Raw genomic sequence first — 17,069 nt, 5'->3', positions numbered from 1 at the left:
ATGGAAAACAGCAAAGCTTTAAGAACCTGGTTAGATGACCACCAACTCGACCATCCGCTGGTGATCGCAGGTCCCTGCAGCGCCGAAACCGAAGACCAGGTGCTCGATATTGCGAGAAGCCTGAAAGACACCGATGTGAACTACTACAGGGCGGGCATCTGGAAACCCCGCACACGTCCCGGAAATTTTGAAGGGGTAGGTGCCATAGGCCTGAAATGGCTGCAACAGGTAAAAAAGGAAACAGGACTTAAAACAGCCACCGAGGTGGCCAACCGGGTTCATGTGGAACTGGCGCTGGAACACGATGTCGATATGTTATGGATCGGAGCCCGCTCTACAGTGAGTCCGTTTATCGTACAGGAGATCGCTGATGCCCTGAAGGGTACCGATAAAGTAGTGCTTTTAAAAAATCCTGTGAATCCGGATCTCTCGCTCTGGTTGGGTGGGATAGAAAGATTATATAAAAGCGACATTTCGAAGCTCGGAGTGATTCACCGTGGGTTTTCAAGCTACGAGAAGACCAAGTACAGGAATATTCCCGAATGGCAGATCGCCATCGAGCTGCAGAATCGTTTTCCGGATCTTCCACTGATCTGCGATCCTTCGCATATCACAGGAAAAAGAGATATGATCTTCGATGTTTCTCAGACAGCGCTGGATTTGAATTATGACGGACTCATGATTGAAACTCACTGTGATCCTGATAATGCCTGGAGTGATGCCGCTCAGCAGGTGACACCTGAAAAGCTGGTACAGATCATGAAAGACCTGAAGATCAGAAAGGAGACCGACGAAGAAAGTGAGTACAAGTCGAAACTTGGTAATATGAGGGCTCAGATCGATGTGATCGATAACAATCTTATCGAAACCCTGGGTAAACGTATGAAGATCGCCGATGAGATCGGTCAGCTGAAGAAAAACAGGAATGTGGCTGTACTTCAGTCTAAACGTTGGAATGAGATCCTGGGTAAAATGATACTCGAAGGAGAAGACCATGGCCTTAGCGAAGAGTTTATTCTAAAGATCTTTAAAGCCATTCACCAGGAATCGATCAACCACCAGGAAAAGATCATCAATGGTTAAATACAAGGCGGCTTCGGCCGCTTTTTTTATTTTAATTCTCCTGTCTTTTGAAAGGCAAACTCAATTATTTCCCTGAATAGGAAGAAAAACGAATGAATCTGGTTAATTTTAACCGATTTTAATGATTTAGAAACTTCAATGATAGGAACCGTATATAAATCTACCGGAAGTTGGTACACCGTAAAAACCGCTGATGGCGAAATTTTCTCCTGTCGGATCAAGGGAAAATTCAGAATTCAGGGCATAAAGAGCACCAATCCGGTGTCGGTGGGCGATGTGGTTGAATTTGAGACGGAGGAGATCGGAGATGAGGTCATTGGGGTTATCAATGAGATCAGGGACCGCAAGAATTACCTGGTCAGAAAATCGGTGAATCTTTCCAAACGAACACATATTATCGCAGCTAATGTAGACCGGGCATTTTTATTAGTGACCATCGACAACCCTAAGACCTATACCGATTTTATCGATCGGTTTTTGGTTACGGCCGAGGCCTATGATATCACCCCCGTTCTTTTATTCAATAAGATAGATACCTATGACGAGGAGGCATTGGCAGAGGTGGCCTGGCTCGAAGAGATTTACCGTAAAATAGGCTACGATTGTATCAGAATATCTGCGAAGACCGGAATGAATATCGAGAAAGTGAAATTGGAGATGAAAGATAGAATTTCGATGTTCAGCGGGCATTCAGGTGTAGGGAAGTCCACGCTGATCAATGCCCTGGAGCCTGACCTGGAATTAAAAACAGCGGCTATTTCAGAACAGCACAGACAAGGACAGCATACGACAACCTTTGCTGAAATGTTCGATCTGAATTTTGGTGGCCGGATCATAGACACGCCGGGTATCAAGGGCTTTGGAATAGTGAATATGGAAAAAGAGGAGATCGGTGACTACTTTCCCGAATTCTTTGCCTTGAAAAGCGAATGTAAATTTAATAACTGCCTGCATGTTGATGAACCAAAGTGCGCGGTAAAAGATGCACTGGAGAATGGGGAAATCGCCTGGAGCCGTTATAAAAGCTATCTGCAAATGCTGGAAGGTGAAGAAGAATCATATCGTACCGATATGTATGGCGAAGATTGACATCATCAAACTTTAAACCTGCTATAATGAGAATTGTGATTCAACGCGTCAGTGAAGCTTCCGTTACCATTGACAATGAAATAAGGTATGCCATAACAAAGGGTTTGCTCGTCTTACTGGGTATAGAGGAAGACGACACCGGGGAAGATATCGACTGGTTGGTGAAAAAGATCATGGGACTGCGAATTTTCAATGACCATGAAGGAGTGATGAATCTGAATATCGAACAGATCGCCGGGGAATTACTGGTGATCAGCCAGTTTACCCTTCATGCCTCTACAAAAAAGGGTAATCGCCCCTCTTACATTAAGGCGGCAAAGCCTGAAACCGCCGTTCCTCTTTATGAAAAGTTTCTGGATCAACTCTCATCAGCCTACGGGAAACCGGTAGGTCGAGGGGAGTTCGGGGCAGATATGAAGGTTGCGCTTGTTAACGATGGCCCGGTTACCATTATTATCGATTCCAAACGGAGGGATTAAGAAATATTTTATACATATTTTCTTTCATTTTTAATAAGATAGAGTATATTTACTGCGTGACCAATACCCCTTATTCATGCAGAAAATTCTTCTGATTGTCATTTTCTTTTCTGGCATTCACCTTGGCCTTTTTTCCCAAAACAATGCTGATTATTACAAGGTTTCTACGATACCTTCCGAGCTGACCATCGATGCCGATGTTGTACTCAGATTACAGGAGACACTGGTGCAGCTTGAAAAGATCGATCGGATGACCATTTCTGAAAGACGTATTGTAACCATTATGAACGAAGACGGATTGCGGCAGCTCGATCCTTACATTTATTTTGATGACAGCAGAAGCATTAGCGACGTGTCAGCTTATGTATACGATCAGGGGGGTAACCGAATCGAGAAATTTCGTAAGGGAGATTTTAATGAAAGAAGTGCCGTTTCAGGAAGTACGTTGTATTCTGACTCTAAGATTCTTTTTCTCGATTACACGCCTGTTCAGTATCCTTTCACCTTCGAACTGAATTATGAAGTAAAAACCCCGAATACAGCAGCTATTCCAACAACTTATTTTATCAACAGCTTTTATCAGTCGGTTCAGGAAAGCCGTGTGGAGCTTCATTATCCGAAGGAAGTTTTCGATCCTCTTTACCATTTGTCGAAGACTGACGAACACGAGATCATGGTAATGCAAGACCAAGGTTATCTTTCCTTTACAGTAAAGAATATTCCCGCATACCGATCTGAAGAGCTGGCCCCCTCGATATATGATTTTTCACCAAGAGTAGAACTGACAGTCGATCAATTTTCGTTTGAAGGCTATCAGGGTCAAGGGACCAGCTGGAAGGAACTTGGACTTTGGTTCCAACAGGAATTGTTGCGGGGACGACAGGAGCTTCCGGAAGCTACTATCAAAGAGGTGCAGGATCTCGTTGCACATACTGATGATATATATGAAAAAGCCCGGTTGATTTATGAATATGTCCAGTCACAAACCAGGTATATAAGCGTACAGGTTGGTATTGGTGGATTTCAGCCTATAGCGGCCATTGAGGTCGATGAGGTAAAATACGGAGATTGTAAAGGCCTGACTAACTATACCATGGCACTCCTTCGGGCAGTTGGTGTTGAAGCATATTACACCCATGTGCAGGCCGGAAAAAGCCGGGTAGATTTTCATGATGATTTTGCCTCGCTTGCCCAGGGGAATCATGTAATCCTTGCCATCCCTTACCAGGATGAGCTTCTTTGGTTAGATTGTACCTCTCAACGCTTACCGTTTAATTTTCTCGGAGACTTTACAGATGACCGGAAGGTACATGTGATCAGGCCCGACGGGGGAGAAATACTGAAAACGCCCAAATACGGAGCCGATGACAACCGTCAGATCACCCGTGGTAGCTATACGATTGATACGAATGGTGTCATGCATGCAGAATTGGTGATGACAACTACCGGGCTTCAGTACGATGACAGATATTTTTTGGCTGACAAGGATGCAGAGCAACTTCATAAATACTATAAAAACTATTGGGATGATCTGAATAATCTGCAGCTGAAAAGTATATGTTTTGAGAATGATAAGTCTGAAATTTCATTCACCGAAACGGTTTCCTTTTCTGCCGATAATTATGTGAAACCTTCAGGGGACGATCTTTTTTTCTCAGTGAATGCCTTTAATCGTTTGGATCGTGTTCCTTCCCGTTACAGAAGCCGGAAACTACCCCTTTGGATAGAGACCGGTTTTTCAGATGAAGATGTGGTCAGAATCTCAATACCTGAAGGCTATCGTGTCGAAGCTTTGCCCGAACCGGTGCGTTTGGAGGGAAAATTCGGTTCCTACGAACTGGACTTCGAAATGGTAGATGATCAGCAAATAGACTTCAAGCGCAAAGTGTTCATCAAAAAGGGTAAATACCCGAAAGAAGACTATGGAAAATATCGGGCCTTTCGCAAAAAGATCGCCCTCTACGATAATCTGAAACTCATGCTTAAACCCACCACAAAAACCTGACATTATGAACAAGCTTCTTTTTTCAATTGTTTTATTTATCCTCGTGCCTGGCCAATTTCTTTCGGCACAAGACTTTGATTTTGGTAAAGTTTCCCTTGAAGAAGTCCGCGAAAAACAACACCCGGTAGAACCTGAGGCAGAGGCAGCTTGGCTTTATAGAAAAAGGGAAACTTATTTTCTTACAGTAGGTGGGGGAATTCAACAGTATACCGAGGTGCATAATCGTCTTAAAGTATACACCAAGGAAGGGTTTGATTATGCAACTATTGAACTTATTCTTTTGAACGATGCTGAAAAGTTAGGAGGCCTTAAAGCTTATTCATATAATGAAGAAGATGGGAATCTCAAAGAGATGAAGCTGGATAAGGATCAGGTTTTCACAGAAGAATATAATAAGAATTTCAAGAAGGTAAAATTCGCTTTGCCGGAGGTAAAGGAAGGTACGGTGATCGAATATAAATATAAAATCAGCTCTGATTTCATTACCCGGATTAACCCTTTTGCTTTTCAATTCGGTATTCCGGTAAATAAGTTAAGTTACCGGTTCAGCGCTCCGGATTTCATGCAGTTTAAGCCCCAGTACAGGGGCTATTTAGGGATTTTTCCTAACCAGACCAGCGCATATAATGCTGGTATAGGACAGAATGTTAATATTCATGAATACGACAGGGAGAACATCCCTTCACTGAAAGTCGAAAGTTTTGTTGATAACATTAATAACTACCGGGCCGCAGCTATGTATGAGCTGAACATAGTCAATATTCCTGGGAAATATTACAAATCATACTCCCAAACATGGAACGATGTTACTAAGTCTATCTATGACTACGATGAATTTGGAAGTGAATTGAAGAAAAACGGCTATTTCAATGAAGATTTGAACCGGGCACTGCAGGGAGCAACTACTTCCGAAGAAAAAGTCAGTCGAATATTTAATTTTGTTCGCGATAAGATGACCTGGAATGAATATTTCGGCTACTGGTGTGACCTGGGGGTAAGAAAGGCCTATAAAGAAAATACCGGAAATGTGGCCGACATCAATTTGATGCTAACCGCTATGTTGCGTCATGCCGGGCTCAAGGCAAATCCGGTCCTCACCAGTACCAAATCACATGGGATTCCGCTTTTTCCAACTACAGATGGTTTCAATTATGTTATTTGTCACGTCGAATTGCCCGGTAAGTCAATATTGCTCGATGCTACTGATAAACACGCCCTGCCAAATGTTTTGCCTTTGCGTTCATTAAACTGGAATGGACGTTTGGTAAGGGAAGACGGAACCTCAGCTGATATAGACCTTTCCGCCCCGCAGCAAGCCGCAAAGATGGTTACATTAATGGTGGATCTTAAGGAAGACGGCTCCCTGGAAGGTATGATGCGACAACAGCTGACCCACCACGAAGCATACAGGTTCAGGCAAAATCATCTGAATAAAAGCGAAGATCTCTATTTGGAAGAAATGGAAAATAAACTTTCAGGTATTCTAATAGGTGAATATTCCAGGGATAATATGGAAGATCATAAAATGCCATTGGTAGAAAGTTTCAAATTTACCCAGGAAACTACAGCAGAATTTAGTGGAAATAAGATGCTTTTATCTCCTATGTTATTTTTTGCTGAAGATGAAAATCCCTTTAAACTGGAAAAAAGAGAATTCCCGGTCGATTTCCTGTATCCAAAGATAACTCGTATAATGGTGAATCTAAATATCCCTGAAAACTTCACTATAGAACACCTTCCTGAATCTACTGCTGTTCTGCTTCCCGATAATCTGGGGAAGTTTACTTTCAATGTTGCAGTGAATGGCAGCAGAATTCAATTGGTGGTTTCTTCAGAAATAAATACCGATATTGTGCCCGCAGATTATTACGAGGCTTTACGGAGCTTTTTTGACCTGATGGTAAAAAAGGAAACCGAAAAGATCGTTTTGGTAAAGGTATGATACGATGGATTTAAAAAATGCACAGCTGGTTGTTGACAGCTGGATACAGGAACACGGAGTTCGATATTTTAATGAACTGACAAATATGGCACAACTCACCGAAGAAGTGGGTGAAGTGGCTCGTATTATCGCCAGGAGGTATGGAGAGCAGAGTGAGAAGGAAAGCGATAAGAACAAGGATCTTGGCGAGGAACTGGCCGATGTGGTTTTTGTGGTTCTGTGCCTGGCCAATCAGACAGGTGTCGACCTGCAGGCTTCTTTCGATAAGAAGATGGAACTGAAGACCAAACGTGATCACGACCGGCATCACAACAATGAAAAGCTGAAATAAGTGTTAAGAGGTATCCTGCAATGCGGGATACTTTTTTACTTTTATCCCTAAAATTTTTCCTGTGAACATCAATATAAGCGCCAGAACATCCCGCTTAAACGGAGATATTACCATTACCGGTTCAAAAAGCGAAACCAACAGACTTTTACTGCTGCAGGCACTTTACCCTCAGTTAACCATCGCGAACATCTCTAATTCAGATGATGCGTTGGTCATGCAAAAGGGACTGAAAAGCTCAGCATCAGAGATCGACATTCATCATGCCGGAACGGCTATGAGGTTTCTTACGGCTTATTTTGCCACTCAGCCGGGACGAAATATCCGGCTCACAGGTTCCAGACGAATGACTGAGAGGCCCATCGGGATATTGGTGGAGGCACTTCGCGAGCTTGGCGCGGATATTAGTTATGAAAATGAAGAGGGGTATCCGCCACTTCTTATTCAGGGCAAAAGATTGCAGGGTAATAAGGTTACCATTCCGGCCGATGTAAGCAGCCAGTACATATCGGCGCTACTATTGATCGCGCCCTCTTTGCCGGAGGGTCTTATGCTTGAGCTGAAGGGGAAGATTACTTCTGTTCCTTATATTAAAATGACCTTGTCATTGCTCGATCGCATCGGGGTACCTTATGAGTTTAAGGGCAATCTGATCCGGGTGCAACCGAAGACCACTGTCGAAAAGCAAACACTTGTTGTGGAATCTGACTGGAGCTCAGCCTCTTATTTTTACAGTATTGCCGCCCTTTCTGAGTCTGCATCGATTTCTCTTAGCAGCTACAGAAAAGACAGTTTGCAGGGAGACAGCGTACTTTCAGAGATTTACAGGCATTTTGGTGTGGAAACCAGCTTCAAGGGAGATGGGTTACATCTTAGCAGGTCTGCTGATGCAGCCGTTACAGATTATATGGAACTGGATCTTTCCAATGCTCCCGATATAGCCCAGACGATAGCGGTAACCTGCTTCGGATTAGGAATAGGATGCCGGTTAACCGGGTTACACACCCTGAAGATCAAAGAAACCGACAGGTTAGAAGCGCTTAAAGCCGAGTTGTCAAAATTTGGAGCACAGATAGAGGTGACCGATAAGGAACTGATGCTTCAGCCATCAGGTAACATACAAAACGGGGTTTCCGTAGCTACGTATAACGACCATAGAATGGCAATGGCTTTTGCTCCTCTGGCTTTAAAAGTGCCGCTGAGCATTCAGGATGCCGGGGTGGTAAGTAAATCATATCCCGATTTCTGGAACGATCTGGAGGTTTTGGGTTTCACCGTTGAGAAAATCTAAATAATCTTTTCTGGACAGTGATGCCCGAGGCTCGCATAACCTTCTGTCTACTGAGAAAATAATCATTCAATTCCTTGACATCCCCCCTGTTGAAGTTGTATATTTGCGCCTCCTGTCAGGTATAAAATATTGCCTTTCAGGTTACTGAATACATGAATAACAGACCTTAGATCAAAAATACGATCCGTGTTGAATGCCTGTAACAGGCTTTCTTCGCGGTTTATTCATTTTTGGTCTGCTGTGAAAAAAGAAAATAAAGCAGATGAAACTATCTAATTTCAATTTCGAATTACCCAAGGAATTATTGGCAGAGTATCCTTCTGAACATCGTGATGAGGCCAGACTAATGGTGCTTCACCGTGAAAGTGGAAAAATCGAGCACAAGCTCTTTAAAGACCTGATCGATTATTTTGATGAAGGTGATGTGATGGTATTGAATGATACCAAGGTATTTCCTGCCCGTCTCTTTGGTAACAAGGAAAAAACAGGAGCCCGTATCGAGGTTTTTCTTCTTAGGGAACTGAACAAGGAACAACGCCTGTGGGATGTGTTGGTAGACCCGGCTCGTAAGATCCGAATCGGTAATAAACTGTATTTCGGGGAAGATGAGAGCCTGGTGGCCGAGGTTATCGATAATACGACCTCTCGCGGAAGAACCCTTCGTTTTCTGTATGATGGTTCTTATGATGAGTTTCGCAGCAAATTGAATGAGTTGGGTGAGACCCCGCTTCCGAAATATATCAAGAGAGAGGTAGAGCCTGAAGATGAAGAGCGTTACCAGACCATTTATGCCAAGAAGGAAGGAGCAGTAGCCGCTCCGACAGCCGGACTTCACTTTTCAAAGCACCTGCTGAAACGCCTTGAGATAAAGGGAATTGATTTTGCAGAACTGACCCTTCACGTAGGTTTGGGAACTTTCAACCCGGTTGAGGTGGAAGATCTTTCCAAGCACAAAATGGACAGTGAGGAGTTGTTCATCACCGAAGAATCTGCTGAGATCGTTAACTCTGCGAAAGCCAAAAAGAATAAAGTTTGTGCCGTGGGGACCACTGTTATGAGAGGACTCGAAAGCTCGGTTTCTTCTGAAGGAACACTGAATCCTTATGATGGGTGGACGAATAAATTTATCTTTCCTCCCTACGAATTCAGCATCGCAGATTGTATGGTGACCAATTTCCATACTCCAAAATCAACGCTGTTGATGATGGTTTCTGCTTTCGCCGGTCACGACCTGATCATGAAGGCTTATAAGGAGGCTGTGAAAGAGAATTACAAATTCTACTCCTACGGTGATGCCATGCTGATCCTGTAAAGAGGTCATATAATATCAGGAAAAGCCCCGTGAGATTCACGGGGCTTTTTTGTTGCCCATGCCCGTAAGGCATGGAAAAAGAATCTCTTATCTTTGCAAAGATTATGATAAAGGAAAAAAAAGATATCAGAGCCCTTAGCAGGGATCAGTTGCGGGACTTCTTTGTTTCTGAGGGCGATAAGGCTTTCAGGGGAAATCAGGTCTATGAATGGTTATGGGCCAAGTCTGCTCATAGTTTCGATGAGATGACTAACCTCTCTAAAGAAACGAGAGCCATGCTGGAAGAGCATTTCGTGATCAATCATATCAGGGTCGATCAGATGCAGAGAAGCCAGGACGGCACGATCAAAAATGCGGTGAAACTGCATGACGGGCTGGTGGTTGAATCGGTTTTGATACCTACTTCAACCAGAACAACAGCCTGTGTTTCCAGCCAGGTGGGATGCAGTCTGGATTGTAAGTTTTGCGCGACTGCCAAATTAAAGCGTATGCGCAATCTGAATCCCGATGAGATCTATGACCAGGTGGTGGCCATCGATAATGAAAGCCGTCTGTATTTTGATCGTCCGCTCTCCAACATCGTTTTCATGGGAATGGGTGAGCCCCTGATGAATTATCGGAACGTTCTGAAGGCGATCGAAATGATCACTTCTGAAGACGGCCTGGGGATGTCACCCCGACGAATAACGGTCTCTACCTCCGGTGTTCCCAAGATGATACGGAAACTCGCCGACGACAAGGTCAGGTTTAAGCTGGCGGTTTCCCTGCATTCTGCCATAGATGAAGTGCGAAGCCGCATCATGCCTTTTAACGAAACCTTCCCGCTGAAAGACCTACGGGAAGCTTTGCAATACTGGTACCAGGAGACCAAAAGCAGGATCACCTATGAATATGTTGTCTGGAAGGGCATTAACGATACCGTGGAAGATGCCAGGGCCCTGGTGCAATTTTGTCGCTTTGCCCCTTCAAAGGTCAACCTGATCGAATATAACCCGATAGGTGATGATACATTCAGGCAGGCTGATTTCAATGCTATAGAGATGTACCGTGAAATTTTGGAGGAAGCCGGGATCACCGTAACCGTAAGACGCTCACGGGGTAAGGATATCGATGCTGCCTGCGGGCAGCTTGCCAATAAATCATAAGGCGATATTCTGTGATCACACCGCTTAATTATCAAAGCGAAATACTATATTTGATCCTCCGATGAAGGTAGTTGAGCAAATTAAAGGGCCCATACATGATGAGATGGAACTTTTTGAAAAGAAGTTCTACGAATCCATGTCTTCAAAAGTGGCCTTGCTCAATCGTATTACCCACTACATTGTAAACAGAAAAGGGAAGCAGATGCGCCCTATGTTCGTCTTCCTGGTGGCCAAGATGGTCTCGGGAGGGAAGGTGAATATGCGTACCTACCGCGGGGCTTCCGTTATAGAACTGATCCACACCGCAACCCTGGTGCACGATGATGTGGTAGATGACAGTAACCGCAGACGTGGATTTTTCTCCATCAATGCCCTCTGGAAGAATAAGATCGCTGTGCTGGTCGGAGATTATTTGTTGTCTAAAGGGCTGCTCCTCTCCATAGATAATGATGATTTTGATCTGTTGAAGATCATCTCGGTCGCGGTGCGGGAAATGAGCGAAGGCGAGCTTTTGCAGATCGAAAAGGCCCGCAAGCTCGATATCACAGAATCGGTTTATTACGAAATCATCAGGCAGAAAACCGCCACGCTCATCGCTGCCTGCTGTAGCCTGGGTGCCTGTTCGGTGAGTCCAGATTCAGAAGAGGTCGAAAAGATGAGGAAGTTTGGTGAGTTGATCGGTATGGCCTTTCAGATCAAAGACGACCTTTTCGACTATACCGATGGTCCTATCGGGAAACCTACCGGAATAGATCTGAAGGAACAAAAGATGACCCTTCCGCTTATTCATGTGCTCAATACCGTTGCGGAGAAAGATCGAAGATGGTTGATAAATTCGGTTAAGAATCACAATAAAAGCAAGAAGCGTATCAATGAAGTTATTGCCTTTGTGAAGTCAAATGGCGGACTTGACTATGCCGAGAAGCAAATGCATAAATTCCAGGCCGAAGCCATGGAGATTCTATGTCAGTACCCCCCGTCACCTTACCGTGATTCTCTCGAAATGATGGTGAATTACGTGATCGAACGTAAAAAGTAACGCCTCTCTTGTAACATTTTACGCTTTTTCACTTCTCTTATATAAGCAGGTTTATCAGTGATTTAGCCCGGGTTATTAATTTTTTTCCATAGGCCAGGCAACCATATTGACAAAAGTTTCGTCTTTATTAACAGAAGAACGAATGAAAGGAATTTTGAAGGTCATACCCTTATATCGCAACGAGGAAAAATTAATTCAGGGAGCCCTGAAGGGAAATCGCAGTGCTCAGCGTGCGATCTACGACCGTTACGCCTCGAAAATGCTGGCGGTTTGTCATTCTTATGTAAAAGACAGGCAATTTGCTGAGGATGTGATGATCAGAGGATTCTTTAAGGTTTATAAAAATCTTTATTCATTCGAACAAAAAGGAAGTTTTGAAGGCTGGATCAGAAGGATCATGGTGCGGGAAGCGATCGATTTTTTACGAGCAAGAAAAGAGGGGATCAGTTTTCGTGATGAATTGCCGGAATATAAAATGGCAGAACACCACCAGGACAGCGAAATTCTCTATGATGAGGAAACCATACGACTCTTGATCGAAAGACTGCCTGACGGGTATCGTTCGGTCTTCCTGATGTATGCTGTTGAGGGATACAGTCATTCAGAGATTGCCGAAATGTTGGGTATATCTGAAAGCACTTCAAAATCCCAATTGCACAAAGCCAGAAAAGCGTTGAAAGAAGAGTTGAACTTATTGAAAGATGGAAAACGAAAAGAAATATTTGGATAGGCAGGTAAAGCGGGCATTCCGTAACAAAGAGATGTCGCCGGGGAATATGGCCTGGGATCGTCTGGAGGAGATGCTTGATAAGGATGCTGAGAAGCCGGTAAAAAGGCTGAGGGATTATCGTCCTGTTGCGGCCGCCGTTTTACTGTTTCTCATGGCAGGCAGCCTTTTTTATTACCTGAGTCCGGTACAACAAAATCAGATTGAGGTGACCACAACCCCTGCACCAGGCCCGGGAGAAGATCATCCCGATCAGATTGAACAGCAATTGATCCAACCTGTGACCTCCAATGCAGTGGCCGTTCAGGACGATTCCACCGACAGCAAACGCGCCATAAACCATTCGGATATTGCTGATCCCGGTGAGAGACAAATAGTGGTGACTCATGTTGAAAAACCGGCAGATGACCCTATGGAAGATTCCTCAGATCATGCGATCGCGTTCCAGGAAGATCATGAGTTTTCCCCGGCAGAAGCAGCAGAGAGAGAAGTAGCGGTCTTGTTGGCAGAGGCACAGAGTAAAATTTATAAAGACACGCTTTCAGCAGATGAAGATGTCGATGCCATGGCCTTGCTCGAGGAGGTGGAAGACGAGTTGGATGAAACCTTTAAAGAAAAGATGTTCGATATGCTTAAAAGCGGTTTTAAAAAAGTCAAAACAGCTGTAGCTGAACGCAATCAATAGTTTATTCATCAATCTTTTAAATCAAACAATTATGTATGCAAGAATGCTTTGCATCGCCCTGGTGATGCTTATTTTTAATGTTTTTTTCTCATCGGCCCAAACGGTCAAAGATTCGACGCTAACCGATCAGCAACGATATCAGCTCGAACAATTACGCATTGAGCGTGATAATATAGTTGCAGAGGAAAAGGACCGTCTGAAGGCTGAAGTCTCCCGTATCGATGCCCGCCTGGAAAAAGGTGAGATCAGCGATGCCGAGGCGAAGCGACTGAAGGAAGAGGCTGCTATGCGCAGTGCGCGGAACATAGAGAATAAAACAGCCATTATTGAAAACAAGATCGCCCTGCTGGAGCGCGGTGAGACCTATGAGTTCGAAGTTCACAAGGGAACCAAGGTCGGTATGGACGATGATGATTGTGATTCCTGTGTTTTCGGAGTTGACTGGGATGACTGGGATGATTGGGACTTTTGGGAACATAAGGAGCGGCGGTATGATCGCAGAACCTACAGCGACCTGGTGATAGCCTTCGGATTCAATAATGCGATCTTCTCAGGGGAATCATTTAATGACACCCCTTATAAAATAGGAGGGAGCCGCTTCTTTGAGATCGGCTGGCAGTGGAAAACCCGCGTCTTTAAAAATTCAAACTGGTTACGGGTCAGCTATGGTTTTTCAATCCAGCAGAACGGACTGAAGCCCGACGATAACCAGTACTTTGTCAAAGACGGAGATCTTACAACCCTTGAAACCTTCGACCTTGACCTGAATAAGTCGAAGCTGCGAATGGACAATATTGTGATTCCTGTATATTTTGAATTCGGACCTTCCAAAAAAATAGAAAGGGAAGATTACTTCAGGTACTCCACCCATGATCAGTTCAGAATGGGGCTAGGGGGATATGTGGGGCTCAATTATACCACCAGGCAAAAACTGAAATATCGTGAGAATGGTGAACGTGTCAAAGAAAAGATCATCGACAATTATAACACCAACAACACCATTTATGGTCTTGCAGGCTATGTAGGTTTCGGAGATGTTTCGCTCTATGTCAAATATGATCTGAATACCATTTTTAAAGATCAGAATACGGAGCAGCGCAATATCTCAGCCGGATTGAGATTTGAGCTTTAAGACATAACGATTTATTAGTATTTTTGATTCCCGCCCTGTGGCGGGAATCGTTTTTTAATCCCATCGCTTGTGATTGCAAAAGAAACCATAGATAAAGTTTTTGAGACGGCCCGGGTGGAAGAGGTGATCGGCGACTTCGTCAACCTCAAACGTTCGGGAAGTAATTTTAAGGGGCTGAGTCCGTTTACAGACGAACGTACCCCCAGTTTTATGGTGTCTCCGGTCAAACAGATCTGGAAAGATTTCAGTTCGGGAAAAGGCGGGAACGTGATCGCCTTTGTGATGGAGCACGAGCATTTCTCCTATCCTGAAGCCATTCGCTACCTGGCCAATAAATATGGCATAGAGATCATTGAAACTCAGCAGACCGACGAGCAAAAGGAAAAGGCAAGTGAACGGGAAAGCATGTTTCTGGTATCAGAATATGCGGCCGATGTATTCGAAGAAAACCTTTGGGAGAGCGAGAAGGGAAAAGCCATCGGTCTTACCTATTTCAAGGAAAGAGGATTCACTGCTGAGACTATAAGGGAATTTCGGCTCGGATATTGTCTCGATCAATGGGATGCCTTTACTTCAAGAGCGCTTAAAGACGGCTATCAGCTGGAATTTCTCGAAAAAACAGGACTCACGATCGTTAAGGGGGAAAAGCAGTTTGACCGCTTTAAAGGAAGAGTAATGTTTCCTATTCATTCCATGAGCGGACGTGTGTTGGGTTTTGGCGGGCGTATTCTGAATAATGATAAGAAAGCAGCCAAGTATCTCAATTCTCCGGAAAGCGAGATCTATCATAAAAGCAAGGTGCTTTACGGGATCTACCAGGCCAAACAGTCTATTGCCAAAGAAAACAACTGTTACCTTGTAGAGGGTTATACCGATGTGATTCAGTTTTACCAGAGGGGTCTTACCAATGTGGTTGCGTCCAGCGGTACGGCACTGACTCCCGATCAGATCAGGATTATTAAAAGACTTACCGATAATATTACCGTGCTCTTTGACGGAGATGCGGCAGGCTTAAGAGCTTCGCTCAGGGGAGTTGATTTGATCCTGGAGCAGGGGATGAATGTAAAGGTGTGTACCTTTCCGGAAGGAGAAGATCCCGATAGTTTTGCCAGAAAGAACAGTCTGGAAGAGGTGACTCATTATCTGGAAACCCGGGCTACCGATTTCATTCGTTTTAAGGCCTCTGTCCTTGTGAAGGAAGCTGCTGATGATCCCATCAGGAAAGCTGAGACGATCAGGGATATCGTTAATAGTATCTCGAAGATTCCCGATCGGATAAAACGGGAGATTTACATACAGGAATGTTCCCGCATAATGGATATTTCTGAAGACGTGCTTTTCAATACCCTGGCTCAGATCGGAAAAAAAGAGATCAATGACCTGGGGAAAATTCAGAAGCAACAGCATAAAGCCTTTGAAGTGGTCAAAACCGATCACAAACTTGAAAAGGTTGACGCCTTGCAGGAGCTGGAGCGAAAGATCATTGAGTTGCTGCTTTTATATGGAAAACACGAAGAGGATTTTGAAGACCTGGTACTGAAAGCAGATGACAAGGGCGAGCTTATATTGGAGCCCGAGGTACATCGGGCAAAGGTGTATGAAAAGATTTATCTCGACCTTCAGCAGGATGAAGTGGCCCTGAGTAATCCGTTGTTTCGCGAGATCTATGATGAACTGATCGAGCGAATGAACAGCGATGACCAGTTTTCAGTTGAAACCTTTGTGAAAAGTGCATCAGGAGATGTGGCCTCTGAAGTATCTTCCCTGCTTATGGAAGAAGAGAAGTACCGGCTCCATGATTGGGACCGTAAAGATATCTTTGTGAAAGATAAGCAGGCGGTCGTGGCTCAGCTGGTAACTGAGACAATTCTGAGTTTGCGATGTCAGCTGATCGACAAAAGGGTAGACCACCTTCAGGAAAGCGTAAAGGAATATTCGAATGAGGGCAATTCAGAAACTCTGGAAGAGATCATAAATTACCATCAGTTAAGAAGGCTCCTTGCAAAAAAATTGAATCGGGTTATTTAATATAATTCCAGGGCTTTTGCCTGCTGCAGCATATCGACCATGTTATCCACGTTCAGCTTTCGCATCAGACGAGCCTTGTAGGTGCTTACGGTCTTTTCGTTCAAGCCGAGTTCTTCCGCCACATGTTTGTTTCTTTTACCGGATGCCAGCAACTTGAGTACTTCCACCTCGCGGGTTGAAAGCTTTCTGAAAAAACGACGGGGTTTATTGGTGCTTTCGTCAAAGGCCAGGCGTTGAGCGAGTTCATTTGTGATAAACATACCTCCTTCTGCCACTTTGTTGATGGCGTTCTTTAAGGTGTCGAGTGACGCGGCTTTTGAAACATATCCGGCTGCTCCGGCACGTAAGGTGCTAAGGGCATATACATCTTCAGCCTGAGTACTGTATATCAGCACTTTAATATCGGGGTAATCTTTTTTGAGTTTTCGTAACGCGGTAATACCATTAACTTCAGGGATGTCCATTTCCAAAAGGATGACATCCGGACTTGCATTCTTCAGCTCATTGAAAAGTTCGGTAGTGGTGCTCACACTGCCCACCTCCTCAAAGTCGCTGGAATCATTCAAAACCGCTTTCAATCCTGCGCGAACAATAGGATGGTTGTCGGCTACTAATACCTTGATCATAATAATACGTTTTGTTGTTATTATTTAGTGAGCCAATACACTATAGGATAATTTCATCAGGTATACCAGACAGAGACGCATGGTTCGGGGAAATTATACTTAACAGTAAAATTAACGAAAAAAAATACGTAAGCAAAATAGTAGAAAAAACTTTCGTT

15 protein-coding genes are annotated in these 17,069 nt (G+C 44.1%); 14 read left to right on the top strand and 1 reads right to left on the bottom strand.

The window, feature by feature from the left end; all coding sequences use genetic code 11:
• The 14 genes from K7R10_RS06625 (at nt 1) to dnaG (ending at nt 16,285) form a co-directional block, all read left to right on the top strand.
• Entirely contained in the window at nt 1-1,083 is a 1,083-nt protein-coding gene (locus K7R10_RS06625) for a bifunctional 3-deoxy-7-phosphoheptulonate synthase/chorismate mutase type II (RefSeq protein ID WP_224483897.1), read from the top strand.
• A 138-nt stretch (nt 1,084-1,221) separates the two neighbouring features.
• Nucleotides 1,222-2,172, top strand: coding sequence for a ribosome small subunit-dependent GTPase A (gene rsgA, locus K7R10_RS06620; RefSeq protein WP_224483896.1), 951 nt, complete (start codon nt 1,222-1,224; stop codon nt 2,170-2,172).
• A 26-nt stretch (nt 2,173-2,198) separates the two neighbouring features.
• Nucleotides 2,199-2,651 (top strand): D-aminoacyl-tRNA deacylase, encoded by a 453-nt coding sequence (gene dtd / locus K7R10_RS06615; RefSeq protein ID WP_224483895.1) that lies wholly within the window; start codon nt 2,199-2,201, stop codon nt 2,649-2,651.
• A 76-nt stretch (nt 2,652-2,727) separates the two neighbouring features.
• On the top strand, nt 2,728-4,656 hold the full coding sequence (locus tag K7R10_RS06610; RefSeq protein ID WP_224483894.1) for a DUF3857 domain-containing transglutaminase family protein: 1,929 nt from the start codon (nt 2,728-2,730) through the stop codon (nt 4,654-4,656).
• A gap of 4 nt (nt 4,657-4,660) precedes the next feature.
• A complete protein-coding gene (locus K7R10_RS06605; RefSeq protein ID WP_224483893.1) occupies nt 4,661-6,598 on the top strand; it encodes a transglutaminase family protein in 1,938 nt (645 codons plus the stop codon).
• Nucleotides 6,599-6,602: 4 nt separating this feature from the next.
• A complete protein-coding gene (locus K7R10_RS06600; protein ID WP_224483892.1) occupies nt 6,603-6,929 on the top strand; it encodes a nucleotide pyrophosphohydrolase in 327 nt (108 codons plus the stop codon).
• Nucleotides 6,930-6,990: 61 nt separating this feature from the next.
• A complete protein-coding gene (gene aroA / locus K7R10_RS06595; protein WP_224483891.1) occupies nt 6,991-8,217 on the top strand; it encodes a 3-phosphoshikimate 1-carboxyvinyltransferase in 1,227 nt (408 codons plus the stop codon).
• A 262-nt stretch (nt 8,218-8,479) separates the two neighbouring features.
• The gene (gene queA / locus K7R10_RS06590) at nt 8,480-9,529 is read left to right on the top strand and encodes a tRNA preQ1(34) S-adenosylmethionine ribosyltransferase-isomerase QueA (protein WP_224483890.1); all 1,050 of its coding nucleotides are present in this window, start codon (nt 8,480-8,482) and stop codon (nt 9,527-9,529) included.
• Between the two features lie 104 nt (nt 9,530-9,633).
• Nucleotides 9,634-10,674 (top strand): dual-specificity RNA methyltransferase RlmN, encoded by a 1,041-nt coding sequence (rlmN, locus tag K7R10_RS06585; RefSeq protein WP_224484313.1) that lies wholly within the window; start codon nt 9,634-9,636, stop codon nt 10,672-10,674.
• A gap of 61 nt (nt 10,675-10,735) precedes the next feature.
• Nucleotides 10,736-11,713 carry a polyprenyl synthetase family protein gene (locus K7R10_RS06580; RefSeq protein ID WP_224483889.1) on the top strand — a complete coding sequence of 326 codons (978 nt, stop codon included), beginning with the start codon at nt 10,736-10,738 and terminating at the stop codon, nt 11,711-11,713.
• Nucleotides 11,714-11,855: 142 nt separating this feature from the next.
• Nucleotides 11,856-12,443 carry an RNA polymerase sigma factor gene (locus tag K7R10_RS06575; RefSeq protein WP_224483888.1) on the top strand — a complete coding sequence of 196 codons (588 nt, stop codon included), beginning with the start codon at nt 11,856-11,858 and terminating at the stop codon, nt 12,441-12,443.
• Nucleotides 12,415-13,125, top strand: a complete 711-nt coding sequence (locus K7R10_RS06570; protein WP_224483887.1) for a hypothetical protein — start codon at nt 12,415-12,417, stop codon at nt 13,123-13,125. Before K7R10_RS06575 ends, K7R10_RS06570 begins: the two co-directional genes overlap by 29 nt.
• A gap of 31 nt (nt 13,126-13,156) precedes the next feature.
• Nucleotides 13,157-14,257, top strand: coding sequence for a hypothetical protein (locus K7R10_RS06565; RefSeq protein WP_224483886.1), 1,101 nt, complete (start codon nt 13,157-13,159; stop codon nt 14,255-14,257).
• Between the two features lie 69 nt (nt 14,258-14,326).
• Nucleotides 14,327-16,285: a DNA primase gene (gene dnaG, locus K7R10_RS06560; RefSeq protein WP_224483885.1), complete on the top strand. Its 1,959-nt coding sequence runs from the start codon at nt 14,327-14,329 to the stop codon at nt 16,283-16,285.
• Here the strand turns inward: dnaG and K7R10_RS06555 are convergent.
• On the bottom strand, nt 16,282-16,911 hold the full coding sequence (locus K7R10_RS06555; protein WP_224483884.1) for a response regulator: 630 nt from the start codon (nt 16,909-16,911) through the stop codon (nt 16,282-16,284). The two genes, dnaG and K7R10_RS06555, sit on opposite strands and share 4 nt — an antisense overlap.
• Nucleotides 16,912-17,069: the final 158 nt, after the last annotated feature.

Origin of the sequence: Robertkochia aurantiaca (assembly GCF_020166495.1) — a bacterium.
GTDB lineage: Bacteria > Bacteroidota > Bacteroidia > Flavobacteriales > Flavobacteriaceae > Robertkochia > Robertkochia aurantiaca.
This window is presented reverse-complemented; position numbering and strand designations above follow the sequence as displayed.